At 73.1% G+C, this 24,482-nt stretch carries 21 protein-coding genes and 2 pseudogenes; 10 read left to right on the top strand and 13 right to left on the bottom strand.

Annotation, left to right across the window (positions count from 1 at the left end):
- Window positions 1-42: 42 nt before the first annotated feature.
- Complete coding sequence (locus tag ACVV2G_RS14030) at window positions 43-1,215, bottom strand: glycerophosphodiester phosphodiesterase (protein ID WP_453843005.1); 1,173 nt, start codon at window positions 1,213-1,215, stop codon at window positions 43-45.
- Between the two features lie 654 nt (window positions 1,216-1,869).
- Between ACVV2G_RS14030 and ACVV2G_RS14035 the strand changes: the two are divergent.
- Window positions 1,870-2,599: pseudogene (locus ACVV2G_RS14035) on the top strand (lysophospholipid acyltransferase family protein); the annotation flags it as partial.
- Between the two features lie 57 nt (window positions 2,600-2,656).
- On the opposite strand, the gene ACVV2G_RS14040 reads toward ACVV2G_RS14035, so the two are convergent.
- Window positions 2,657-3,319 (bottom strand): TetR/AcrR family transcriptional regulator, encoded by a 663-nt coding sequence (locus ACVV2G_RS14040; protein WP_453843006.1) that lies wholly within the window; start codon window positions 3,317-3,319, stop codon window positions 2,657-2,659.
- Window positions 3,320-3,465: 146 nt separating this feature from the next.
- Here ACVV2G_RS14040 and ACVV2G_RS14045 point away from each other — a divergent pair, with 146 nt between their 5' ends.
- Entirely contained in the window at window positions 3,466-4,875 is a 1,410-nt protein-coding gene (locus tag ACVV2G_RS14045) for an amidase (RefSeq protein WP_453843092.1), read from the top strand.
- A gap of 422 nt (window positions 4,876-5,297) precedes the next feature.
- On the opposite strand, the gene ACVV2G_RS14050 is transcribed toward ACVV2G_RS14045, so the two are convergent.
- From ACVV2G_RS14050 to argH, 4 genes are all read right to left on the bottom strand, one after another.
- The gene (locus tag ACVV2G_RS14050; RefSeq protein ID WP_453843007.1) at window positions 5,298-6,830 is read right to left on the bottom strand and encodes an MFS transporter; all 1,533 of its coding nucleotides are present in this window, start codon (window positions 6,828-6,830) and stop codon (window positions 5,298-5,300) included.
- A 3-nt stretch (window positions 6,831-6,833) separates the two neighbouring features.
- The gene (locus ACVV2G_RS14055; RefSeq protein ID WP_453843008.1) at window positions 6,834-7,379 is read right to left on the bottom strand and encodes a TetR/AcrR family transcriptional regulator; all 546 of its coding nucleotides are present in this window, start codon (window positions 7,377-7,379) and stop codon (window positions 6,834-6,836) included.
- A gap of 208 nt (window positions 7,380-7,587) precedes the next feature.
- Window positions 7,588-8,559: an aldo/keto reductase gene (locus ACVV2G_RS14060; RefSeq protein WP_453843009.1), complete on the bottom strand. Its 972-nt coding sequence runs from the start codon at window positions 8,557-8,559 to the stop codon at window positions 7,588-7,590.
- Window positions 8,560-8,634: 75 nt separating this feature from the next.
- Window positions 8,635-10,062, bottom strand: a complete 1,428-nt coding sequence (gene argH / locus ACVV2G_RS14065; RefSeq protein ID WP_453843010.1) for an argininosuccinate lyase — start codon at window positions 10,060-10,062, stop codon at window positions 8,635-8,637.
- A 169-nt stretch (window positions 10,063-10,231) separates the two neighbouring features.
- On the opposite strand from argH, the gene ACVV2G_RS14070 reads away from it, so the two are divergent.
- The 5 genes and pseudogenes from ACVV2G_RS14070 (at window position 10,232) to ACVV2G_RS14090 (ending at window position 14,270) form a co-directional block, all read left to right on the top strand.
- Complete coding sequence (locus ACVV2G_RS14070) at window positions 10,232-10,819, top strand: pyridoxamine 5'-phosphate oxidase family protein (RefSeq protein ID WP_453843011.1); 588 nt, start codon at window positions 10,232-10,234, stop codon at window positions 10,817-10,819.
- Between the two features lie 3 nt (window positions 10,820-10,822).
- On the top strand, window positions 10,823-11,539 hold the full coding sequence (locus tag ACVV2G_RS14075) for a L,D-transpeptidase family protein (RefSeq protein ID WP_453843012.1): 717 nt from the start codon (window positions 10,823-10,825) through the stop codon (window positions 11,537-11,539).
- An 87-nt stretch (window positions 11,540-11,626) separates the two neighbouring features.
- Window positions 11,627-13,009 (top strand): ferredoxin reductase family protein, encoded by a 1,383-nt coding sequence (locus ACVV2G_RS14080; RefSeq protein ID WP_453843013.1) that lies wholly within the window; start codon window positions 11,627-11,629, stop codon window positions 13,007-13,009.
- Between the two features lie 27 nt (window positions 13,010-13,036).
- Window positions 13,037-13,468, top strand: a pseudogene (locus ACVV2G_RS14085) (FMN-binding protein); the annotation flags it as partial.
- 64 nt (window positions 13,469-13,532) lie between these two features.
- Window positions 13,533-14,270: an FAD:protein FMN transferase gene (locus tag ACVV2G_RS14090; RefSeq protein ID WP_453843093.1), complete on the top strand. Its 738-nt coding sequence runs from the start codon at window positions 13,533-13,535 to the stop codon at window positions 14,268-14,270.
- Between the two features lie 426 nt (window positions 14,271-14,696).
- Here the strand turns inward: ACVV2G_RS14090 and ACVV2G_RS14095 are convergent, their stop codons facing one another.
- The 5 genes from ACVV2G_RS14095 to argC are packed head-to-tail and all read right to left on the bottom strand — an operon-like array spanning window position 14,697 to window position 19,524.
- Window positions 14,697-15,236 carry an arginine repressor gene (locus ACVV2G_RS14095; protein ID WP_453843014.1) on the bottom strand — a complete coding sequence of 180 codons (540 nt, stop codon included), beginning with the start codon at window positions 15,234-15,236 and terminating at the stop codon, window positions 14,697-14,699.
- A 7-nt stretch (window positions 15,237-15,243) separates the two neighbouring features.
- Window positions 15,244-16,452, bottom strand: a complete 1,209-nt coding sequence (locus ACVV2G_RS14100; RefSeq protein WP_453843015.1) for an acetylornithine transaminase — start codon at window positions 16,450-16,452, stop codon at window positions 15,244-15,246.
- Window positions 16,449-17,351: an acetylglutamate kinase gene (argB, locus tag ACVV2G_RS14105; RefSeq protein ID WP_453843016.1), complete on the bottom strand. Its 903-nt coding sequence runs from the start codon at window positions 17,349-17,351 to the stop codon at window positions 16,449-16,451. The genes ACVV2G_RS14100 and argB overlap by 4 nt, the downstream gene beginning before the upstream one ends.
- The gene (gene argJ, locus ACVV2G_RS14110; protein ID WP_453843017.1) at window positions 17,348-18,499 is read right to left on the bottom strand and encodes a bifunctional glutamate N-acetyltransferase/amino-acid acetyltransferase ArgJ; all 1,152 of its coding nucleotides are present in this window, start codon (window positions 18,497-18,499) and stop codon (window positions 17,348-17,350) included. Before argJ ends, argB begins: the two co-directional genes overlap by 4 nt.
- On the bottom strand, window positions 18,496-19,524 hold the full coding sequence (gene argC, locus ACVV2G_RS14115) for an N-acetyl-gamma-glutamyl-phosphate reductase (RefSeq protein ID WP_453843018.1): 1,029 nt from the start codon (window positions 19,522-19,524) through the stop codon (window positions 18,496-18,498). Before argC ends, argJ begins: the two co-directional genes overlap by 4 nt.
- 243 nt (window positions 19,525-19,767) lie before the next feature.
- On the opposite strand from argC, the gene ACVV2G_RS14120 reads away from it, so the two are divergent.
- On the top strand, window positions 19,768-20,220 hold the full coding sequence (locus ACVV2G_RS14120; RefSeq protein WP_453843019.1) for a DUF6314 family protein: 453 nt from the start codon (window positions 19,768-19,770) through the stop codon (window positions 20,218-20,220).
- Window positions 20,221-20,437: 217 nt separating this feature from the next.
- On the opposite strand, the gene ACVV2G_RS14125 is transcribed toward ACVV2G_RS14120, so the two are convergent.
- Complete coding sequence (locus tag ACVV2G_RS14125; RefSeq protein ID WP_453843020.1) at window positions 20,438-21,874, bottom strand: aminotransferase-like domain-containing protein; 1,437 nt, start codon at window positions 21,872-21,874, stop codon at window positions 20,438-20,440.
- On the opposite strand from ACVV2G_RS14125, the gene ACVV2G_RS14130 reads away from it, so the two are divergent.
- Both ACVV2G_RS14130 and ACVV2G_RS14135 read left to right on the top strand, forming a co-directional pair.
- On the top strand, window positions 21,873-22,799 hold the full coding sequence (locus ACVV2G_RS14130; RefSeq protein ID WP_453843021.1) for a DMT family transporter: 927 nt from the start codon (window positions 21,873-21,875) through the stop codon (window positions 22,797-22,799). The two genes, ACVV2G_RS14125 and ACVV2G_RS14130, sit on opposite strands and share 2 nt — an antisense overlap.
- A 28-nt stretch (window positions 22,800-22,827) precedes the next feature.
- A complete protein-coding gene (locus tag ACVV2G_RS14135) occupies window positions 22,828-23,022 on the top strand; it encodes a DUF1918 domain-containing protein (protein WP_453843022.1) in 195 nt (64 codons plus the stop codon).
- Here ACVV2G_RS14135 and ACVV2G_RS14140 read toward each other — a convergent pair.
- The gene (locus tag ACVV2G_RS14140; RefSeq protein WP_453843023.1) at window positions 23,019-24,350 is read right to left on the bottom strand and encodes a glycoside hydrolase family 10-like protein; all 1,332 of its coding nucleotides are present in this window, start codon (window positions 24,348-24,350) and stop codon (window positions 23,019-23,021) included. The genes ACVV2G_RS14135 and ACVV2G_RS14140 overlap by 4 nt on opposite strands.
- Window positions 24,351-24,482 lie beyond the last annotated feature (132 nt).

Below are 24,482 nucleotides of genomic sequence, written 5' to 3' on the forward strand. Positions count from 1 at the left end.
TTGCCCGGGCGGCCGAAGCTCACCCCATCCGGGGTGTCGCGCTCAGCTGTTGACGAAGTCCTCGCGGGCCAGCACAGCCGTGTCCGGGTGGTCGGTGAAGACGCCGTCGATGCCGGTCGCGAAGTAGGTCCGGAGCGCGGCGAAGACGTCGCCGTAGGCGTCGGGGTCGGTACCCCTGCGGAACTCCGCGGGCAGGAAGGGGTTCTCGTTGCGCAGCGTGTACGGGTGCAGGATCAGGCCCGCGCGGTGCGCGTCGCGGACGAGCGTGGTCGGCTCGGTGAGCCGGCCGGCGGAGTCCCTCGGGATGATCAGGTCCAGGGTCGGGCCGATGCCCTGCGCGTAGGAGGCGATCTCCTTGAGACCCTTAGGCGTGACGAGGTCGGCGGTCGTGCGCGGGTCGCCGGTCTCGACGAAGTCCCAGGGGCGGCTGTTCGCGCCGGACAGCAGGACGGCGAGAGGGTTGCCGACGAGCCGGTTCATCCGCTGGATGCTGGTGGGCTCGAAGGACTGGATGATGACGGGCGAGTTCTTCCCGTCCTTGCCGTGCCTGCGCAGCAGCCGTGCGAGGCGCTCCTCCGTGCCGAGGCCCAGCTTGCGGAAGTAGGTGGGGTGCTTGAGCTCGGGGTAGATCCAGACCTGCTTGCCGCGCCTGCGGGTCTGCTCGTCCTGCCAGCGCAGCACCTCTTCGAAGGTGGGGATCTCCCAGCGGCCGTCGTAGAGGGTGTTGTGCGGGCGGTTGGCCGGGATGCGTTCGCTCGCGCGGAGCGTCTTGAGTTCGGCGAGCGTGAAGTCCTCGGTGAACCAGCCGGTGGTGGAGACGCCGTCGAGCAGTTTGGTGCGCTTGCGGTCGGCGAACTCGGGGTGGTCGGCGACGTCCGTGGTGCCGCCGATCTCCGGCTCGTGCCGGCAGACGAGGTGACCGTCCCTGGTCGGGACCAGGTCGCCGGCCTCGACGATGTCGGCGCCCAGGTCGAGGGCCAGTTCGTAGGCGCCGAAGGTGTGCTCGGGGCGGTAGCCGCTGGCTCCGCGATGGCCGATGACCGTCGGGACGGGCAGGCCCTTCACGCCTCCCCGTCCGCCGCCGTGCCGGGCGTCGGCGGCTGACGCCGTGCCGGACAGACCGAGTACGGCTCCGCCCGCGCCGAGCACCGCCGCTCCGAGGAGCGCCCGCCGTCCGGTGCCGCCCGCCTGCTCGTCCGACTCCTGCGTTCCCATCAGGGCCCTCCTGCCGTTGACCGTCGGTGCGGGCCGATCGTAGGGGCGCGTACATGACCAGTGGGAGACCGCGCGCGGAACATGCGGGTGCGTGGGCATGTCGTGTGTGCGGGAGGGGCCGGCGGGATGCGATGCCTGACGTTTCGTCGGCTTTGAGGCGACGGGGCGGAGGGGGACCGGTGAGGCGCGATGTCTGACGTGTCGTCGGCTTCGGGGCGGGAAGGGACCGGCGAGGCGCAATACCTGACATGTCGTCGGCTTTGGGGCGACGGGGCGGGGTACCCGGCCGGTGGTCGCGGTCGTCCCGGCGGCGCCGGACGCGTCCCGCGGCCGCGGAGGAGGGGGCCGACGGCTCGGTTCCGGCGGCGCGCCTCGCGCCATGTGCGCGTGGCGTGTGTTTCGATCCGGGCCGTGTGGTCCCCCGGACCAACGACGCCGGTCCCTGCGGACCAGGACGGTGACGGCGACGGCCATGACGACGCGGAGCACGACGCGAGTGACGAGGACCGGCACGCGGTTGCCTCCCCCGGGAACGCGACCTGCCTCACATCCGCGGGCCGGCGCCGCGCCCCCGCGACACCGCCGCACCGCAGGTGAACGCACGTCAACAACGGGTAAGACCCGCATGACCCGACGTGCGCGACCCCCTCGGCCGCGAGTAATGTCCTCACCTGCACAGACTCATACCGCATTCCCGACACCGGAGGACCCGTTGTCCCGCTTCGCGCTCATCAAGGCAGTGCTCGGGCCGATCATGCGCCTGATGTTCCGCCCCCAGGTGGAGGGCGTGGAGAACATCCCGGGCGACGGCCCGGTGATCCTGGCCGGCAACCACCTCACCTTCATCGACTCGGTGATCATGCCCCTGAAGTGCGACCGGCAGGTCTTCTTCATCGGCAAGGACGAGTACGTCACCGGCAAGGGCCTCAAGGGCCGGCTGATGGCCTGGTTCTTCACCGGCGTCGGCATGATCCCGGTCGACCGGGACGGCGGCCGGGGCGGGGTCGCGGCGCTGATGACCGGCCGCCGCGTCCTGGACGAGGGCAAGGTCTTCGCCATCTACCCGGAGGGCACCCGCTCCCCCGACGGCCGCCTCTACCGGGGCCGTACCGGTATCGCCCGGCTCACCCTGATGACCGGCGCCCCCGTCGTGCCGTTCGCCGTGATCGGCACCGACAAGCTCCAGCCCGGCGGTGCGGGCCTGCCCCGGCCGGGCAAGGTCACGGTGCGCTTCGGCGAGGCGATGGAGTTCTCCCGCTACGAGGGCATGGACCGCGACCGCTACGTCCTGCGGGCCGTGACCGACTCCGTGATGACCGAGGTCATGCGGCTGTCCGGCCAGGAGTACGTGGACATGTACGCGAGCAAGGCCAAGGCGGCGTAGGGCCGCACGGGACGAGGACCGCGGACGGCACCGGCTTGTGCATGGCTCGGCGGCCCGTCACGTCGTATGACCTGGGGCTTTGCGTGGCGGAAGTGGGGCGTCCGGGGAGGGCGTGCGCGTGACCGGTTGCCCCCAGAGGCGGGCCAGGTGCGTGTGGAGGACGTCGAGTGCTTCGTGCGGGGCGAGGTGGCCGATGAGGACGTGCGCGGTGAGGCCGTCCGCGAGGGCGAGGAGGGTGCGGGCCTCGAGTCGCGGATCGAGGCGCACGGCGCCGTCGGCGTCCTCGCCGGCTTCCGAGATGAGGCGGGTGAACGTCTCCTGCAGGGGGGCGTGGTTCGCCGTCAGCGTCCTGGCGAGCGCCTTGCTCACAGCCGCCTGAGCGACGAAGGCGAGCCAGACCCTGGCCTCGGCGCGGTGCTCTTCCCGGAGCAGTGACATCTCGGTGACCGCGTGGCCCAGAGCGGTGCCGGCCGACTGGGCCGGGCTCCTGAGGAGGCGGGCCTGCACGCGCTCGCTGATCCGCTCGCTGATGTGCCCGAGAGCGAACACGAGCATCTCTTCCTTGGTGCGGAAGCACCGCTGAACTGCGCCCATCGACACCTGCGCGCGGGCGGCGACATCGCGAAGGGTCACCCCCTCCAGTCCGCGTTCGTCGGCGAGACGGCACACGGCCTCGGCGATGAGACGCCGTCGGCTCACGTGATCCACCTGCCTGGGCATGTCCGATCACCTCTCGATCTCTCGGCGCTCCGCTTCGCGGCGCAGTTTATTCGATGCGCACGTATCGATTCCCCGGTACGGTTCCGATGCAAACGCATTGGTACGTGGACGAGGAAGGTAAAGCCGTGCAGGACGTCCTGTGGAACATGCCGGCCGCCGCGCAGGCGGAGGCTGTGCGCAGCGCAGAGGTTTCGGCCGTCGAACTGGTCGACAGTCACCTGGACCGCATCGCCGAGGTCAACCCGCAGGTGAACGCGGTCACGCAGCTCCTGGCGGAGGGGGCACGCGCGGCCGCCGCACAGACGGACCGTCGGCGGGCCGCAGGTGAGACGCTGGGGCCCCTCGCGGGGGTGCCCTTCACGGTGAAGGAGAGCACCGCCGTCGAAGGCGTGCCGACTACGTTCGGCACGGAACGCTTCCGTGATCTGGTGGCGTCGGCCGACGCACCCCCGGTGGCACGGCTGCGCGCAGCCGGAGCCATCCCCATCGGACACAGCAACATCCCCACCCTGATCCTGGCGGGGATGCACACGCGCAGCGAGCTGTTCGGCGACACGGTCAACCCGTGGGACAGCAGCCGGACTCCGGGCGGCTCCAGCGGAGGCGACGCGGTGGCCGTTGCCACGGGCATGGCAGCCCTCGGACTCGGCAACGACTCCGGCGGGTCGGTGCGCATCCCGGCCCAGTTCTGCGGTGTGGCCGGGCTGAAGCCGTCCACGGGCCGGTTCCCCGCCGACCACCGCGTACTCGGCCCGGACGACCCGGGCCCGGCGTCCCAGATGCTGGTCACCGACGGTCCGCTGGCTCGGAGCGTGGGCGACCTGCGCCTGGCTTTCGAGGCGCTGGCTGGGACCGATCCGCGAGACCCGCGGACCGTGCCGGTGCCCGCCTACGGCGAACCGCTTCCGGGACCGGTGAAGGTAGCGGTCGTGGCGGACCCTGGCGGGCACGGTGTCCACCCTGCGATTCGCGGAGCCATCGCGTCCGCGGCCGACGCGCTCCGCGACGCTGGATACGACGTGCGCGAGGAGCAGGACGTACCGCGGATGGACGAGGCACTTGAGGTGTACGGCCGGATCACTGTGACCGAGTTCGCCCCGACCTGGCCGGTGGTGCGCGGACTGCTCGGCAAGGGCGGGGACCGCTATATCGGGATGGCGATGGAGCAGACCCCGCCCGTGAGCGCGGAGGAGTTCATGAAGTTGATGGGCACCTGGATGAACATCCGCCGTTCATGGGCCGAATTCCTCAACGAGTACCCGCTGTTGCTCGGCCCGGTTTTCACCGAACCACCGGTCGAGCCGGGGCTGGAGTCGCGTGACAGGTCAGGTAGGGACCGTGTCGGGTCGGGAATGCGCCTGTGCTCCGTGACCAGCTTCGTGGGCGTGCCCGGTGTGGCCCTACCGACCGGGATGGTCGACGGGCTCCCCTGCGGGGTACAGATCGTCGGGCGCGCGTTCCGGGAGGACCTGTGCCTGGATGCGGCCCAGGCGATCGAGGACCGGCTCGGAGTGCTCACACCGGTCGACCCGCGAGGGGGCGGCCGGGCTCATTGAGCCCTCGTAGCAGCCGGGTCGCCCAGCTGTGCCGCAGCACGTGCGGGGAGAAGTGCCGGTCCGTCCGTTCGCGCCGCCGGGCCGCCAGGTCTTCGATCGCGCTGCGGGTCACGGGCGCCCCCAGCGGCGGCCGGAACAGGTTCACCGACACGTGGTCGCACCCCCAGCATCCCGTACTGATCCGCAGCCCCGTCTCCGGGAGCGACACGATCAGGACAGGAATGCGGCTCCGGCCCGCAGTGCCGGGTGCGCACGAGCATCCGCGGGTACCGGCCACCGGCCGCGGCCGGCCAACTCCCCCGGCAGGGGCGGCGCGCGGGGCGGTCGCCGTCGATCCGTCCCCTCCGGACCCCTCCCCGCAGGGGGTGCGTACGGCCGCCGCGGCTTCCCGGCCGATGCCTTCCGGGCCGGCGCGTCGGTTCCTACGGGTGCTCCGCCCCGCCCTCCAGACGCTGGCCGCGCAGCAGGAGCCAGGAGACCGCCGCGGCGGCCAGGAGGACGGCCGCGCCGACGCCCGCCGCGAGGCTCAGGCCGTCGACGAAGGCCTGGCGGGCGGCGTTCAGCAGGGCCTCGGCCGAGGGTGCGGGGAGGCCGGCGGCGGCCTCCACCGCGCCGCCCAGCGACTCGTGGGCCGCGGCCGGGGTGCCGGCCGGGCCGGTGAAGTCGCGGTAGACGCCGGTCACGATGGAGCCGAGCACCGCGATGCCGAGTGCGGCGCCGAGTTCGTAGGCCGTCTCGGAGACCGCGGAGGCGGAGCCCGCCTGTTCCTGGGGCACGCTGGAGAGGATCACGTCGGCGGTGACGGTGAACGAGAGTCCCGCGCCGACGCCGACCACCAGCAGGACCGCGCCCAGCAGAGGGTAGCCGGTGTGCTGGCCGACGACGGTCAGCGCGGCGAGCGCGAGACCGACGGCGGCGAGACCGCCGCAGACCACGGCGCGCACCGAGAAGCGCCGGGCCGCGCGGCCGGCGAGCAGTCCCGCGGCCACCGCCCCGACGGCGGCGGGCAGTTCGGCCAGGCCCGCCTCGAACGGCCGCCTGCCCTGTACGAGTTGCAGGTACTGGGAGAGGAAGAACACCAGCCCGGACAGGCCGAGGATGGTCAGCAGGTCGGCCAGCACCGCACCGCTGAAACCGCGGCTGCGGAACAGCCGCATGTCGAGCAGCGGGACCGGCATGGTCAGCTGCCGGCGTACGAAGCCGTGGAGCGCGGCGGCGCCCAGCAGGCCCGCGGCGAGCGTGGCCCACGCGAACCCGTGCGCGGCGGCCTCCTTCACGGCGTACACGACACCGACCATGCCGACCAGGGAGAGGACGACGCTGAGCAGGTCCCACGGGCCCGGGGCCGGGTTGCGGGACTCGGGCAGCAGTCTGACGCCGACGACGACCAGGACGGCCATCACGGGCAGGTTGATCAGGAAGACCGAGCCCCACCAGAAGTGCTCCAGCAGGAAGCCGCCGACGACCGGGCCGACCGCCGCGCCGGCCGAGGCGGCGGCGCCCCAGATGCCGACGGCGAGGCTGCGTTCGCGCGGGTCGTGGAAGAGGTTGCGGATCAGGGCGAGGGTGGCGGGCATCAGGGTGGCGCCCGCGACACCGAGCAGGGCCCGGGCGACGATCATCAGCTCGGGCGTCGACGCGTAGGCGTTCAGCACGGACACCGCGCCGAACGCCGTGGCGCCGATGAGCAGGATGCGCTTGCGTCCGACGCGGTCGCCGAGGCTGCCCATGCTGACGAGGAGACCGGCGATGACGAAGGAGTAGACGTCACCGATCCAGAGCAACTGGGTGCCGGACGGGGCGAGGTCCTCACTGATGTAGGGGGTCGCGAGGCCGAGGACGGTCGCGTCGACGGCCACCAGCAGTACGGCCAGCACGAGGACGGACAGCGCGAGCCAGCGGGCGGGGCGCTTCACCGCCTCGGTGGTCTGCGCCGACTGCGGGGTGCGGATCATCGTTCACTCTCTCCGAAGTGCGCCGCCGAGCAGCAGCTCGACGATCATGTGGGTGAAGTCGTTGCGGGCCACGCGGCCCTCGGCGACGGCCCAGGCGGCGGCGCCCAGCAGGCCGTAGAGGGCCTCGGTGAGCCAGACCGGGGCCAGGTCGATGCGGAACTCGCCGTTGTCCTGGCCGCGGCGGAACACCGCCGCCATCCGGGAGTCGATGCGGGCCCAGCCCTCGTGCTGCTCCTCGCCCTCGAACAGCTGGTTCTCGGTGTAGAGGAAGGCGAGCAGTCCGGCTGCGGGCTCGATCTCGCGCACGAGCCGGCGCACCGCGTCGGCCGCGGGGCCGTCGTCCAGCCGGGCGGCGTCCAGGGCCGCCTCGCACTCGGCGATGCCGAGCGCCTCCAGCGCCCGGACGAGGGCGTCGCGCCCCGCGAAATGCCGGTGCAGCGTGGCCCGGCTGATCCCGGCGGCTCGGGCGACCTCGTCCATGGTCGCGGTGGCTTTTCTGGTCAGCAGGGCGGCGGCGCTGCGCAATACCCGATCTCGGTCAACGGCCATGAGACAACGATAACCCACATGAGACAACTTCGTCTCACATTGAGCATGCGTGACTCCCGTGACGGCCCCGTCCCGGTGTCCGTCACCGTCCCGCCGCGGTGTCCGTCACCGTCCCGCCGCGGTGTCCGTCACGGTCCCGCCGCGGTGTCCGTCACGGTCCCGCCGCGGTGGCTCGGTCCGGCGCGCCGGCCGGCCGTGGCTGTGCGCCTCAGTGCCAGGGCAGCCGCGCGCGCCGCTCCCAGTAGGCGTCAGGCGCCTCGACCAGTGCGTCCAGGCGCGCCACCTGGTCGTCGTCGAGGTCGACCACGGCGGCGTGCAGGTTCGAGCCGAGCTGGTTCACGGTCGCGGCGCCGGAGAGGACGACACCGGCCCAGGGCTGCCGCAGGACCAGCGCGAGGGCGACCGCGTCGCAGCCCAGGCCCGTCTCCTGCGCCACGGCCTTCAGCGCGTCGGGCGCGTGGGGTTCCGCGAGGCGGCCGTTGGCCATGCCCTCCTTGACGATCACGGTGAGCCCGGCCTCGTGGGCTTCGGCCAGCGCGGGCCCGGCGGAGGTCTCCAGCCCGTTGTACGTCGACTGCACGGTACGGAAGAGGGGCTCGCCGTCGACGGTGACGGCGAGCGCGGCGCGGATGACCTCGGCCTGGGCGGGGCCGCTGGTGGAGAATCCGACGGTGACGCCCCGGGCGGCGGCCTCGGCCAGCCTCGCGTGCAGGTCCTTGTCGGTGAGCGCGGGACTCCGGGGGGTCAGCGAGTGGATCTGGTAGAGGTCGAGCCGGTCGCCGAGCAGGGCGTCGGTCTCCGCGCGCTGGCGTTCGTAGGTCGCGACGCCGTGGTCCTTGACCTCGTGCCGCTCGGCCTCGGCCGACCAGCCGGCGGTGTAGGTGTAGCCCCACTTGCTACCGACGACCACGTCGTCGGTGCCGGGACGGTCCCGGAGCCAGTCGGCGAGGAACTCCTCCGAGCGCCCGTAGGAGCGGGCCACGTCGACGTACCGGACGCCCTGCGCGTAGGCCGCGTCGAGGAGGTCGTGGGTACGCTCGCGCAGCGCCTCGACGCTGCGGTCGGGCGGCAGGTCCCGGGCCCGTCCGAGAGTGAGGTAGCCGGGGCGACCGACGGCGGCGAGCCCCAGGCCGATGTGGCAGGTGGGGGTCGTCGCGGCGGTGAGGCGGGCGAAGGGCATCGCGGGCTCCGTTCGGTCGGCTGCCGGCAGCTGACGACCAACGTAACCGCGATACCCTCCGGACACACGGGCGGGCTAGCGCTTCGCGTCCGCCCACGCGTGCTGCGCCGCCACGTCCGCCTTCACCTCGGCGAGCTGGACGGCGACCGCGCTGGGCGCCGTACCGCCGCGGCCGTCGCGGGAGGCGAGGGCACCGGGGACGTCGAGGACCGAGCGGACCTCGGGGGTGAGATGGGCGGAGATCTTCGCGAACTGCTCGTCGGTCAGTTCGTCCAGTTCCTTGCCCTCGGCCTCGGCGGCCTTCACGCACTCACCGGCCACCTCGTGCGCGACGCGGAACGGCACGCCCCGCCGGACCAGCCACTCGGCGATGTCCGTGGCGAGCGAGAACCCGGCCGGGGCCAGCTCCTCCATCCGCTCGCGGTGCACGGTGAGGGTGGCCATCATGCCGGTGAAGGCGGGGAGCAGGATCTCCAGCTGGTCGATGGAGTCGAAGACCGGCTCCTTGTCCTCCTGGAGGTCGCGGTTGTAGGCGAGCGGGAGGGCCTTGAGCGTGGCCATCAGGCCGGTGAGGTTGCCGATGAGGCGGCCGGACTTGCCGCGGGCCAGCTCGGCGATGTCCGGGTTCTTCTTCTGCGGCATGATCGAGGAGCCGGTGGAGAAGGCGTCGTGCAGGGTCACGAAGGAGAACTCCTTCGTGTTCCAGATGATGATCTCCTCGGCGATCCGGGAGACGTTCACGCCGATCATCGCGGTGATGAAGGCGAACTCGGCGACGAAGTCGCGGGAGGCCGTGCCGTCGATGGAGTTGCCGACGCTGCCGTGCTCGAACCCGAGGTCCGCGGCGACCGCCTCGGGGTCCAGGCCGAGGCTGCTGCCCGCGAGCGCTCCGGAGCCGTACGGCGACACGGCCGTGCGCTCGTCCCACTGCCGCAGCCGCTCCGCGTCCCGGCCGAGGGCCTGGACGTGGGCGAGGACGTGGTGGGCGAAGAGCACCGGCTGGGCGTGCTGGAGGTGGGTGCGGCCGGGCATCGCCACGTCGGGGTGGGCCTCGGCGAGGCCGACCAGCGCGTCCTGGAGGCCGGCGATCAGACCGCCGACGATCCGGGCGTGGTCGCGCAGGTACATGCGGAAGAGGGTGGCCACCTGGTCGTTGCGGGACCGGCCGGCGCGCAGCTTGCCGCCGAGGTCGGGGCCGAGACGCTCCAGCAGGCCGCGCTCCAGGGCGGTGTGCACGTCCTCGTCGGCGAGGGTGCCGACGAAGGAGCCGTCGGCGACATCCGCTTCGAGCCGGTCGAGCCCCGCGATCATCCGGGTCAGCTCGTCCTCGGTGAGCAGCCCCGCCGAGTGCAGCACGCGCGCGTGGGCCCGCGAGCCGGCGATGTCGTAGGGCGCGAGCCGCCAGTCGAAGTGGACGGACGCGGACAGCTTCGCGAGGGCCTCGGCGGGTCCGTCGGCGAAACGGCCGCCCCAGAGCCGGACGTCACCGCTGTTGCTGCTCACTTGGGTCGCTCCTCAAGGCCGTCGATGTGCCACCGCCTCCGCACGGTACCTCCGGTGGCATGCATGAGTATGCAGAGTTATGCATGAATCGTCAATCCGGCGGGCGGGGCCGGACGCGTGTCCGACATACTTCGGACGTGCGGGCGTCCCGCACCCATACTCGTCAGTCATGGGAAAGACTTATGAGCGCATAGACGGCAGACTCCGCGCCTTCATCGAGGCCCAGCCCCTTTTCTTCACCGCCACCGCTCCCCTGGCCGGCGACGGCACGGTCAACCTCTCCCCCAAGGGCCTCACGGGCAGCTTCGCGGTGCTCGACGAACTCACCGTGGCCTACCTCGACTTCGCCGGCTCCACCGCGGAGACCATCGCCCACCTGCGGGAGAACGGGCGGATCACCCTGATGTGGTGCGCCTTCCAGGGCCCGCCGAACATCGTCCGGGTGCACGGCCGCGGCGAGCCGGTCTTCCGTGACGACCCCCGCTTCCCGGATCTCCTCGGCCGCTTCCCCGGCATCGACCCCACCGCGCACGGGCTGCGTGCGATCGTCGTCGTGACCGCCGAACTCGTCCGCGACAGCTGCGGGTACGCCGTCCCCTTCATGGCGTACGAGTCGGACCGGGACCTGCACGGCAAGCGGTTCGCCCGTGAGGACGACGCCTCGCTCAGCGCGTACTTCACCGGGAAGGAGCACATCGCCACGAGCCTGGACGGTCTTCCCGGGCTGCCGTTGCCGCTGCCCCCCTCTACCGTCTGAGCCATGCGCCCCGGTGTCGTCGCCGCCCTCCTGTCCGCCTCCCTCCTCGTGCTCGGTGCCGCGCCCGCCGGCGGGCCTCCTCCCGGGCCGCTGCCGGCCCGGATGGCGGACACCGGCGGCGGCACCCAGCTGATCACCGCGGTCGCGCCGCGGACCGGCTCGACCGAGGGCCGGGTCACCTGGTGGGACCGCCGGGGCGGCCGGCACGGCCGGTGGGTGGCGGCGGGTTCCGCCCCCGCCCGCTTCGGAGCCAACGGCCTGGCCGACGGTGTGACGCGCGTCCAGGGCACGAACACCACCCCGACCGGCCTGTACGACCTGCCGTACGCCTTCGGCATCCGGGCCGCGCCGCGCGGGACGGCGTACCGGTACCGCGAGGTGCGCCAGGACTCCTGGTGGTGCCAGGACAACGAATCCCGCGCCTACAACCGCTGGACCGAACCGCGTCCCGCCGACTGCCGCGCCACCGAGGCCGAGCATCTGATCACCTACCCGGCACAGTACGCGCATGCCCTGGTCGTCGGCTTCAACTACCACCGCCCGGTGCGCGGGCGCGGGGCGGGCATCTTCCTGCACGTCGACGGGCGCGGGGCGACGGCCGGCTGCGTGTCGGTGCCGGCCGAGGCGATGCGGCGCATCCTGCGGTGGGCCGATCCCGCCGCCGCACCGCACCTCGCGATCGGCACCGCGGACGGGGCGACGGCGATCACGCGCTACTGAGCGGCGGCAGCAGTACCGGCATGGCCTGAACGCTGCGGTGGCGCGGCGCGTATGGGTGGGCCAAGGGCCGAGTCCCACGGAGGAACCGTGACCACCACGCTCGCCGGCGGCCGTGCCGCCCGCCGTCAGACGATGCGGCGCATCCGTCCGCGCCGCTCCCCCGCCGTCCCCCTGCTGCTCGCCGTGTGGGCGGGCGCGGCGGGCGTGTTGTGGCTGTGGTGGCGCAACACGCCCGCCATCTCCGACGACACCGGCATGATCCTGAACGCCGGCCGGATCACCGGACTGCTCGCCGGATACCTGATGGCGCTGGTGGTGCTCCAGACGGCCCGGGTGCCGGCCCTGGAGCGACGGGTGGGCTCCGACCGGGTCGCCCGCTGGCACGCCATGACCGGCCGCTACACGCTCTGCCTGGTCCTCGCCCACGTCTTCCTGATCATGTGGGGGTACGCCGCCCAGGCCGGCCTGGGCCTGGGCGGCATCGTCCAGCAGACGGTCGACTCCGTGAGCGTGCTCCCGGACCTGGGCAAGGCGGCCGTCGGCACCGGCCTGCTGGTCCTCATCGGGCTGCTGTCCGCCGGCCCGGTCCGCCGCCGCGTCCCGTACGACGCGTGGTACCACGTGCACCTGCTGACCTACGTGGCCGTGTTCCTGGTCTTCTGGCACCAGCTGGCCACCGGCAACGACTTCGCCGTCGAACCGGTCGCGAAGACCGTCTGGTACGCGCTGTACGGGACGGTGACCGCGCTCGTGCTCTGGTACCGCGTCCTGACCCCCCTGCGTCTCAACCTGCGGCACCGGATGCGGGTCGAGGCGGTCATCGAGGAGACGCCCGGCATCGTGTCGGTGCTGATCGGCGGGCGCCGGCTGCACCGGATGGGCGCGGAGGCCGGGCAGTTCTTCCGCTGGCGGTTCCGGGCGCCGGGGATGCGGTTCAGCTCGCACCCGTACTCGCTGTCGGCGGCGCCACGCCCGGACATGCTGCGGATCACCGTCAAGGCGATCGGCGACCACAGTGCCCGGCTGCGGGAGCTGAAGCCCGGGACCCGGGTGTGGGCTGAGGGCCCGTACGGCGCCCTGACCGCCCAGCGCCGCAGCCGCGGCAAGGTGCTGCTGGTGGCGGGCGGGGTGGGGATCACGCCGATGCGGGCGCTCTTCGAGACGCTGCCCGGCGCGTCCGGTGACATCACCCTGCTCTACCGGGCCAACAGCACCCGGGACCTGGCGCTCTGGGACGAGCTGGCCGGGATCGCCGAGGAGCGCGGGGCCCGGCTGATGTACGCGGTCAACAGTCCGGACGGGGAGCGCCCGGACATCTCCGCGCAGACGCTGAGCCGCAAGATCCCGGATGTCGACCGCCACGACGTCTTCCTGTGCGGGCCGCCCGGCTTCGCCCAGTCGGTGTACGAGGCACTGCGCGGCGCGGGGGTCCCCGCCCGCCGCATCCACCACGAGTCGTTCGAGATGTGAGCGACGGACATCAGGAGTCCAGGACAGATGAGGAAAAGCCACCCCGTTCGGCGTGCCGTGCTCGCCGGTGCCGCGACCGCGTCCGGGATCGTGCTGCTGCTGGCGTTGAAACCGGCGTCCGACCCGGGCTCCGCCTCGGCGGTGGGCGGCGCGGCCCCGCCGGCGGCCGTCCAGTCGCCGCAGGGCGGCCGGGGAGCGGGCACGGTCACGGGTGACGCCGCCCGTACCCAGTACGGGCCCGTGCAGGTCCGGCTCACGGTGGAGGGCGGGAGGATCACCGCCGCGGAGGCCGTACAGGCGCCGAAGGGCGGTCGGAGCGACCAGGTCACCGCCGACGCCGTCCCCCAGCTCAACCGAGCCGCGATCGCCGCCGGCACCGCCGACATCGACGCCGTGTCCGGCGCCACCTACACCAGCGCCGGATACAAGCAGTCCCTCCAGTCGGCACTGGACCGGGCCGGTGACTGACACCGTGACCGGGTCCGCACGGACTCCCGCCGCGGTGCGTCACGTGGAGGAGACGATGGGGACCGTCTTCTCCTTCGACGTCCGCGGCGGGGAACCCGCGGCCGTACGGGCGGCGGTGGACGAGGCGGTCGCGGGGCTGCGCCGGGTCGACGAGGTGTTCAGCACCTACCGGGCCGCGAGCCAGGTCTCGCGGCTGGCGCGCGGTGAGCTGAGCGTGGGGGCGTGCGCGCCCGAGGTCGCCGAGGTGCTGGGGCTGGCGACGGAGGCCGAGCGGGTGAGCGACGGCTGGTTCAGCACGACGTACCAGGGCCGTCTCGACCCCACCGGGATCGTCAAGGGCTGGGCCGTGGAGCGTGCCGCGCGGCGGATCGCGGCGGCCGGTGCGAGTGGCGTCAGCGTCAACGGGGGCGGGGACGTGCAGGTACTCGGGACGCCGGGGGCGGGACGGCCCTGGCGGATCGGCGTGTCGGACCCGCTGCGTCCGGGTGGGCTGGCGGCCGTCGTCTCCGCCGCGGGGGCGGCCGGGCTGGCCGTGGCGACGTCCGGCTCGGCGGAGCGGGGCGCGCACGTCGTCGACCCGCGCACCGGGCGCTCCGCGGTGACCGACCTGGTGGCGGTGACGGTGGTCGCGCCCCGGCTGACCTGGGCGGACTGCTGGGCCACGGCCGCCTTCGCAAGAGGTTCGCGGGAAGGGCTGCGGTGGCTGGAGTCCCTCGACGGGGTCGAGGCCCTGCTGATCACGGCGGGGGACGAGGTCCGGTGCACCCGGGGGCTGGCGGGGTGGCTGGGGTGAGAGTCCCCGGGAGGAGGACGACCGGGACACGGCCCCAGGACTGCGACCAGGATGAGGCCCCAGAAGGACGACCGGTGAGACATTCCAGAAGGACGACCGGAGGGACACCTCAGAGGGGCGACCGGAGGGACCCCCAGGAGGGCTGCCGGGGAGAGGCCCCCAGGAGGACGATCAGGCCGGGCGGAGAGGGGCGTGACGGCAACGCCCTCGGGGGCGCGGGGAACTGCGCGACCAGCCACGGACGGCCCGCACCGCACGTCCAACAGCCACCCCCACGGCACTGAGACACCACCGCACGTCCAACAGCCACCCCCACGGCGCCGGGACACCACCGCGTCACCCACCCGCCCCGGCGGGAGGCCACCGCGTCACCCACCCCCACCGCACCACCGGCCCGCGCGGCACCCCGGCCCAGCCGCGCAGCGCTCAGTGACCGTTCTGAGCCAGCCGCAGCAGATGGTCCGCCAGCGCCTGTCCGCCCGTGGGCTCCCTGCTGATCAGCATCAGCGTGTCGTCCCCCGCGATCGTGCCCAGGATGTCGTGCAGCTCCGCCTGGTCGATCGCGGAGGCGAGGAACTGCGCCGCCCCCGGAGGGGTCCGCAGGACCACGAGGTTCGCCGACGCCTCCGCGGAGATCAGCAGCTCCGCGGAGAGCCGCCGCATCCGCTCCTCCTTCGCCGACTCCCCGAGCGGGGCCCGCGGGGTGCGGAAACCGCCCTCGCTGGGCACCGCGTAGATGAGGTCGCCGTCGGTGTTGCGGATCTTCACCGCGTTCAGCTCGTCCAGGTCCCGGGAGAGCGTCGCCTGCGTGACGGTCAGCCCGTCGTCGGCGAGCAGTTTCGCGAGCTGGCTCTGCGAGCGCACCGCCTGCCGGTTGAGGATGTCCACGATCCGGCGGTGGCGTGCGGTGCGGGTCTGCGGTACGGCGGCCCCACCGTTCTGCTCGTGCTCCTGCGCGTGGCTCATCGTCGTCTCATTCTCCGGATCGTCCGTCCCCGTCGGCCGCCCGGGCGGCCTGGTCAAGGATGCCGGGCAGCGCCCCGAGGAACGCGTCCACCATGTCGTCGCCGAGGTTCAGCGGCGGCATCAGCCGTACGACATCGGGTGCGGGCGCGTTCACCAGGATTCCGGCGTCCTGAGCCGCCTGCTGCACCTGGGCCGCGAGCGGTTCGGTGAGCACGATACCCAGGAGGAGCCCGGCGCCCCGGACGTGGCCGATCAAGGGGTGGCCCAGAGCCTCGACGCCGCCGCGGATCGTCTCGCCCTGCCGCTTGACGTTGTCCAGCAGACCCTCGTCGGCGATGGTGTCGACGACGGCGAGTCCGGCGGCGCAGGCGACCGGGTTGCCGCCGAAGGTGGTGCCGTGCTGGCCGGGCCGGAGGAGGTCGGCGGCACGGCCGAAGGCGACCGTGGCGCCCAGCGGCAGTCCGCCGCCGAGGCCCTTGGCGAGCGTGACGACGTCCGGCAGGACGCCCTCGTGCGCCTGGTACTCGAACCAGTGCCCGGTCCGGCCGATCCCGGTCTGCACCTCGTCCAGGACGAGCAGCGCGCCGGTGGCGGCGGTGATGGCCCGGGCCGCCTTCAGGTAGCCGGGAGGCGGGACGACGACGCCGTTCTCGCCCTGGATCGGCTCGATGACGACGAGGGCGGTCTCCTCGGTGACCGCGGCCGCCAGCGCCTGCGGGTCGCCGTACGGCACGTGCGTGACGTCACCGGGCAGCGGCAGGAACGGCTCCCGTTTGCCGGGCTGGCCGGTCAGCGCCAGGGCGCCCATGGTGCGGCCGTGGAAACCGCCGTGGGTGGCGACCATGTGCGGCCGGCCGGTCAGCCGGCCGATCTTGAAGGCGCCCTCGTTGGCCTCGGCACCGGAGTTGCAGAAGTAGACCTTGCCGTCGCGGCCGAAGCGCTGGAGCAGCCGTTCGGCGAGCAGGACGGGCGGCTCGGCGATGAAGAGGTTGGAGACGTGGCCGAGGGAGGCGATCTGCCGGCTGACCGCCTCGACCACCGCGGGGTGCGCGTGGCCGAGCGCGTTGACCGCGATGCCGCCGACGAAGTCCAGGTACTCCTTGCCGTCGGCGTCCCAGAGCCGGGCGCCCTCGCCGCGGACCAGGGGCAGGCGCGGCGTGCCGTAGTTGTTCATGAGCGCGGACTGCCACCGCCCGGTCAGTTCCTCGTTGCTCACGACTCCCCCTGTTCGTCCGGCACGACCATCGTGCCGATGCCCTCGTCGGTGAAGATCTCCAGCAGGATCGAGTGCTGGACCCGGCCGTCGATGACGCGGGCGGTGGTGACGCCGCCCCGCACGGCGTGCAGGCAGCCCTCCATCTTCGGCACCATGCCCGAGGACAGGTCCGGGAGCAGTCTCTCCAGCTGGGAGGCGGTGAGGCGGCTGATCACCTCGTCCGAGTTCGGCCAGTCCTCGTAGAGGCCCTCGACGTCGGTGAGGACCATGAGAGTCTCGGCGCCGAGCGCCGCAGCGAGTGCCGCAGCCGCCGTATCAGCATTGACGTTGTAGACATGTCCGTCGTCCTGGGAGCGGGCGATCGACGAGACGACCGGGATGCGGCCGTCGGCGAGCAGCGCCTCGATGGCGCCGGTGTCGATCTCGGTGATCTCACCGACCCGCCCGATGTCGACGGACTCGCCGTCGATCCGGGGCCGGTGCCTGGTGGCGGTGATGGTGTGCGCGTCCTCGCCGGTGAGGCCGACGGCGAACGGCCCGTACTGGTTGAGCAGCCCGACCAGCTCGCGCTGCACCTGCCCGGCCAGCACCATCCGTACGACGTCCATGGCGTCCTCGGTGGTGACGCGCAGGCCGGCCTTGAACTCGCTGACGATGCCGTGCTTGTCGAGGGCGGCGCTGATCTGCGGGCCGCCACCGTGCACGACGACGGGCTTGAGGCCGGCGTGGCGCAGGAAGACGACGTCCTGGGCGAAGGCGGCCTTCAGGTCCTCGTCGATCATGGCGTTGCCGCCGAACTTGATGACGACGATCCTGCCGTGGTGCCGGGTCAGCCAGGGCAGCGCCTCGATGAGGATCTGGGCCTTGGGGAGCGCGGTGTGCTTCCTCGTCGTACTCATGAGCTGTAGGCGCTGTTCTCGTGGACGTAGTCGGCGGTGAGGTCGTTGGTCCAGATGGTGGCGGTGGCGTCGCCGGCGGCGAGGTCGGCCACGATGTGGACCTCGCGGTAGCGCATGTCGACCAGTTCGCGGTCCTCGCCGACCCCGCCGTTCCTGCAGACCCAGACGCCGTTGATGGCGACGTTCAGGCGGTCGGGCTCGAAGGCGGCGGAGGTGGTGCCGATGGCGGAGAGCACTCGGCCCCAGTTGGGGTCCTCGCCGTGGACGGCGCACTTGAGGAGGTTGTTGCGGGCGATGGTGCGGCCGACCTGGACGGCGTCGTCCTCGCTCGCGGCGTTCACGACCTCGACCTTGATGTCCTTGCTGGCGCCCTCGGCGTCCCGGATGAGCTGCTGCCCGAGGTCGTCGCAGACGGTGCGGACGGCCTCGGCGAACTCGGCGTACTCCGGGGCGACGCCGGCGGCACCGGAGGCGAGCAGCAGCACGGTGTCGTTGGTGGACATGCAGCCGTCGGAGTCGACCCGGTCGAAGGTGACCCGGGTGGCGTCGCGCAGGGCGCGGTCGAGCACGCCGGCATCCAGGTCGGCGTCGGTGGTGAGCACGACGAGCATGGTGGCGAGGCCGGGGGCGAGCATGCCGGCGCCCTTGGCCATGCCGCCGACGGTCCAGCCGTCCCTGGTCACGACGGACGTCTTGTGCACGGTGTCGGTGGTCTTGATGGCGATGGCGGCCTTCTCACCGCCGTGCTCGGAGAGCCGGTCGGCGGCGGTCTCCACGCCCGGGAGCAGCTTGTCCATGGGCAGCGGTACGCCGATCAGTCCCGTGGAGCAGACGGCGACCTCGCCGGCGCCCGTACCGAGCACCTCGGCGGCCTTCTCGGCGGTGGCGTGGGTGTCCTGGAAGCCCTTGGGGCCGGTGCACGCGTTGGCGCCGCCGGAGTTGAGGACCACGGCGGACACCCGCCCGCCCTTCAGCACCTGCTCGGACCAGAGCACCGGTGCGGCCTTGACGCGGTTGGACGTGAAGACGCCCGCGGCGGTACGGCGGGGGCCGGTGTTGACCACGAGGGCCAGGTCGGGATTGCCGCTCTCCTTGATCCCGGCGGCCACACCGGCCGCCGTGAACCCCTTGGCTGCCGTCACACTCACGGCGCGACTCCGATCGTCGTCAGTCCGGTGGTCTCGTCGAGACCGAGGGCGATGTTCATGCTCTGGACGGCACCGCCGGCGGTGCCCTTGGCCAGGTTGTCGATGGCGCTGATGGCGATGATGCGGCCTGCGGCGGCGTCGTACGCGACCTGGATCTGAACGGCGTTGGAACCGTAGACGGACGCGGTGGCGGGCCACCGGCCCTCGGGCAGCAGGTGCACGAAGGGCTCGTCGGCGAGGGCCTTCTCGTAGGCGGCGCGGAGGGACTCGGCCGTCACCCCCGGGCGGGCCTTGGCGGTGCAGGTGGCGAGAATGCCCCGGGGCATCGGCGCGAGGGTCGGGGTGAAGGAGACGGAGACCGGCTCGCCGGCGACCGCGCCGAGGTTCTGGATCATCTCGGGGGTGTGGCGGTGACCGCCGCCGACGCCGTACGGCGACATGGAGCCCATGACCTCGCTGCCCAGCAGGTGCGGCTTGGCCGCCTTGCCGGCGCCGGAGGTGCCGGAGGCGGCGACGACGACGGCCTCGGGCTCGGCCAGCGCGGCGGCGTACGCGGGGAAGAGCGCCAGCGACACGGCCGTCGGGTAGCAGCCGGGCACCGCGACGCGCTTGGACCCCTCCAGCGCGGCGCGGGCGCCCGGCAGTTCGGGCAGGCCGTAGGGCCAGGTGCCGGCGTGCGGGGAACCGTAGAAGCTCTCCCAGTCGGCGGCGTCCTTCAGCCGGAAGTCGGCGCCCATGTCCACGACCAGCACGTCCGGTCCGAGCCGCTCGGCGACGGCGGCGGACTGCCCGTGCGGCAGCGCGAGGAACACGACGTCGTGTCCGGCGAGGACCTCGGGCGTCGTCGCCTCCAGGACCCGGTCGGCCAGCGGCAGCAGGTGCGGCTGCAGCGCGCCGAGCCTGTGCCCCGCGTTGGAGCTCCCGGTCAGGGCGCCGATCTCGACCCCGGGGTGCGCGAGGAGCAGGCGCAGCAGCTCACCGCCCGCATACCCGCTCGCTCCGGCCACCGCCGCACGTACCGCCATGACGTCCTCCATCCTTGATGGCATGACTATACGTTTCTACGCACGTTTATGCAATCCACTTCCGGGGCCGCGGTGACGCCCCCTGCGGTCGGGGTGCGTGACATGGATACTCCGCGGCTCTCACCAGGTTGTTCGAGATGTCGGACATTGGTCAGCACTTCGAACGGCAAGATAGGGAGGGGGTGGAGGCGCGTCAATGGGTCGCGCGGCGACCAGGGGACCGGAGGCGGAAAGCGGTTGGTAATGGGCGAGTTGTGGCCGGTGCCGGACGTGTTGGCGTACCTCGCGGGCCGGTGGCGCACCGAGCGGTCGGTGCGGGATCTGGCGAGCGGGGCGGAGGGCCGCTTCGAGGGAGCCACGGTGTTCGACGCGCTCCCGGGAGGAGGGCTGCTGAGCCGGGAGTCCGGCGCCTTCACCTGGCAGGGCGTGACCCGCCCCGCCGAGCGGACACTGCGCTACGAGCCGGGAGCCGCTCCGGGCACCGCCGACGTGCGCTTCGCGGACGGCCGGCCCTTCCATGTCCTGGACCTGGGCACGGGACACCATGTGGCGGACCATCCGTGCGCCGCCGACCTCTACCGGGGCGAGTTCACCGTCCGGGACCGGGACCGCTGGCGGACCGTGTGGCGGGTCGGCGGCCCGGCCAAGGACCTGCTGCTCACGACGGACCACGTCCGCGAGACGCCGGGTTCCTAGGCCCCGGTGGCGCGGCTGCGGGGAGGGGGCGCGGGAGGGCCGGCGGCGCGACTGCCGGGCGCGGGAGGCCCGGTGGCACGACCGCAGGGCGCGGGTGCCGGTGGCACGACCGCGCCGGGTGCGTTCCCCGAGGGAGCGGGAGAGCAGGTGCACGGCAGGTCGCCCGCGGCGCGCGGCGCCTCGTCCCGGCTGGCGCCGGGCCGGTGTCCGGACCCGGTCAGCCCCACACCTCGGCGCAGGCCGTGCGCAGCCGCCGTACCCCTTCCGCGATCTCCCCGGTGCCCGCGACCGCCGCGAAGCTCAGCCGGAGATGGGCGGCGGGGGGCTCGGCGCTGAAGTACGGGCGGCCCGGGGTCACCGCGACGCCCGCGCGCAGGGCCGCCGCGGTGAGGGCGGCCTCGTCCGTGCCCTCGGGCAGCCGCGGCCACAGGTGGTAGCCCCCGGAGGGAACGTGGGGCAGGGCCAGCTCGGGCAGGTGCAGGCGCAGCGCGGACGTCATCGTGTCCCGGCGGGCCCTCAGCTCCGCCGAGATGGCCCGCAGATGGCGCGGCCAGGCAGGGCAGCCTACGAGTTCCAGCGCCGCCTCCTGGAGCGGGCGGGGCACGAAGAAGGTGTCGACGACCTGGATGGCCCGCAGCCGCTCCAGCACCGGCCCGCGCGCGGCCAGGGCGGACACCCGGAAGCTGGGCGAGGTCGCCTTGGTCAGCGAGCAGACGTGGACGACGACGCCGTCCGGGTCGTCGGCGGCGAGCGGGGCGGGGAGCGGGCCCGCGTCCTCGTGCACCAGCCGCCGTACGAAGTCGTCCTCGACGACGAAGGCGCCTGCCGCGCGGGCGATGCGCAGGACCTCGCCGCGCCGGTCGGGGCCGAGTACGGCGCCGGTCGGGTTCTGGAACAGGGGCTGGCAGACGAAGACGCGGGCGCCCGTTGCCCGGAACGCGTCGGCCAGCAGGGCCGGCCGCACACCGTCCGCGTCCACGGGAACCGGCACCGGGCGCAGGCCGGCCGCCCGCGCGATGGCCAGCATGCCGGGGTAGGTCGGGGACTCGACGAGGACGGGGGCACCGGGCGGGGCGAGTGCGCGCAGGGCGGTGGTCAGCGCGGACTGACCGCCCGCCGTGACCAGCACCTCCGCCGCGGTGATGGCCCCGCCGATGCTGCGCGCGAACCACTCCCGCAGCTCCGGCAGCCCCTCCATCGGCGGCCTGCCCCACGCGCCGGGTCGTCGCCCCGCCCGGGACAGCGCCGCCGCCATCGCCCGCTCCGGCTGGAGCGACGGGTGCAGATAGCCGCCGTTGAACTCCACCACGCCGGGGGGCGGCGCGGCCAGCGAGACCAGGACTCCGGAGGCGTCCACCGAGCGCGGTACGAGGTCGGCGGCGCCGTCGGCGCTGAGCGCGACCTCCTGCCAGGAGGTGTCCCCGGCGGGTACGGCCGAGGGGCGCGGGCGGGCCCGGAACGCGCCGGCGCCGGGACGAGTGACCACCAGCCCCTCGGCGGCCAGTTGCGCCAGCGCCCGGGAGACGGTCACCGGGCTCACCCGGAACCGGTCGACCAGGGCCCGGCTGGACGGGAGCTTTCCACCGGGTGAGTAGCGGTCGAGCTCCCGCCGGAGCTGGTTCGCCAGTTCGGAGACGCTGCTACGCTCTTGCATGAGAGCACAGAGTAGCGCTACCACACCGTCCCGGATAGCAGTCGGCGACGCGGGCACGGCAGCCGGCGGCACGTCCCTCGGCACCCTTCAGGCCGCCCTCGGCGTGGTGGCCTTCTCCCTCACCTTCCCCGCCACCGCCTGGGGCCTGGAGGGCTTCGGCCCCTGGTCGCTGATCGCCGTGCGCAGCCTCCTCGCCGCGGTGATCGCCGGCGGCTGCCTGCTGGCGCTGCGGGTGCCGCTGCCCGAGCGGCGGCACTGGTCCGGGCTCGCGGTGGTGGCCGCGGGGGTCGTCCTCGGCTTCCCCCTGCTGACCACGCTCGCCCTGCAGACCTCGACCACCGCGCACGCCGCCGTCGTGGTCGGCCTGCTTCCGCTGACCACCGCGCTGCTGTCCGCCCTGCGCGTGGGCAGCCGCCCCTCGCGCGGCTTCTGGATCGCCGCGCTGGCCGGTGCGGCGGCCGTGGCCGCCTTCACCGTGCAGCAGAGCGGTGGCGCCCTGACCACGGCGGACGCCTATCTGTTCGCGGCACTGCTGGTGTGCGCGGCCGGATACACGGAGGGCGGCCGGCTGGCCCGGGTGATGCCGGGGTGGCAGGTCATCGGCTGGGCGCTGGTGCTGTGCGTGCCGCTGACCGCGCCCATGGCGGCCGTGGCCCTGTCGTTCGAGCCGGTGCACCTGACGGCGCACAGCGTGACCGGACTGCTGTGGGTGGCGGTGGGCTCGCAGTTCCTCGGCCTGGTCGTCTGGTACCGGGGCATGGCGGCCATCGGCATCCCGAAGGCCAGTCAGTTGCAGCTGGCCCAGCCGCTGCTCACACTGGTGTGGTCGGTACTTCTCCTGGGCGAGCACCTGACGGTGGCCGCTCCGCTGACGGCCGCGGCGGTACTGGTGTGCATCGCGGCCACCCAGCGGGCCCGGGGCTGAGCGGCACACAGGTGAGGAGGCCTCGCAGATGCACGCAACCAAGGGCGACCAGCTCATCCAGCACGGCCGGGTGGTCGGTGAGCACGACAAGGTCGCGGAGATCGTCGAAGTCATGGGCGACGAGGGCGCTCCCCCGTACCGGGTCCGGTTCGAGGACGGGCACGAGGCGGTGTGCTCACCCGGCCCCGACTCCGAGATCCGGCACAGGGAGACTCAGCTCTAGGACGGGCCGGCCGGCCGGGTCCGGGAGAGACCGGCCGGCACCGGCCCGTGTCCGCGCCGGTGCGAGGCACCGGCCGGCTTCCCGTAATGGTCGGCACTCACCCGGGCCATCGCCCCGATCCGGTCCTCGGCCACTTCCTTCGCAGAGAAGAAGACGTGCCCGCGCACCTCGGGATACCGGCCCGCCAGCGTGAGGTGCCGGGAGAGTTCGGCCGGGTCCTGCCAGGCCGCGGGCTGCGCCGGGTCGCCGGCCTTGTACAGCGCCTCGCCCACGTACAACTGCGTCCGGCTGTCCTTGGCCACCTCCGCCCACCAGGGGATCAGCTTCGCGTAGTCGGCGGCCTCCAGGCCGACGTTCCAGTACAGCTGCGGAACGATGTAGTCGATCCACCCCTCGCGCACCCACTTGCGGGTGTCCGCGTGCAGGTCGTCGTACGTCTGCACACCCGCCCTGGTGTCCGAACCCTGCGCGTCGGTGGCCGCGTTGCGCCACACCCCGAACGGGCTGATCCCGAAGCGGGCGGACGGCCGGACCGTTCTGACACGGGCGGCCGTCTCGCGCACCAGCAGGTCGATGTTGTCCCGGCGCCAGGCGGCCAGGGTGGAGAAGCCGCCACCGAAGGTGCTGTAGGTGCCGCCGTCGTCGAAGCTCTGGCCCGCCACCGGGTAGGGGTAGAAGTAGTCGTCGAAGTGGACGCCGTCCACTTCGTACTTCTGCACCGCGTCCATCATCGCGTCCTGGACGAAGGCCCGGACCTCGGGCAGCCCCGGGTTGTAGTAGAGCTTCCCCCCGTACGGCACCACCCAGCCGGGGTTCCTGCGCACGGGGTGGGTGGGGACCAGGCGGCCCGGGTCGTCGTGGGTGGCGACGCGGTACGGGTTGAACCAGGCGTGCAGCTCCAGGCCGCGGGCGTGCGCCTCCCGCACGGCAGTGCCCAGCGGGTCCCAGCCCGGGTCACGGCCCTGACTCCCGGACAGGTACTCCGACCACGGCTCGTGCGCCGACGGCCACAGCGCGTCGGCCGTCGGCCGCACCTGGAAGATCACCGTGTTGAGACCGTGCCGGACCGCCGCGTCGAGCAGCCCGACCAGCTCGGCGCGCTGCTCTCCCGCGCGCAGCCCCGCGCGGGAGGGCCAGTCGCGGTTGGCCACCGTGGCCAGCCACATGCCCCGCATCCCGGTGACGGCACCGCGTGCGGACGGCTCCGCGGCCGGGCCCGGCGCCGGGAGCGGGGCGGCCGACGGGTCCGGTGCCGCCGACGCGCGGGGCGCCATCGTGAACGCCGACAACGCCGCCACCGCGAAGGCACGACGCGAGACACCGCCCATGGGGGGACCTCCTGAACGCTGCGGATCCGTACGGTCACGGATCGTGTACGGGCCCTCAGCATGCCCGACCCGGGAGACGGATCCGTGACCATTCGGGGGTAACGTGCTCGATCGGAGCAGGCACCGGGGACC

It is taken from the genome of Streptomyces sp. JK94 (genome assembly GCF_053613315.1).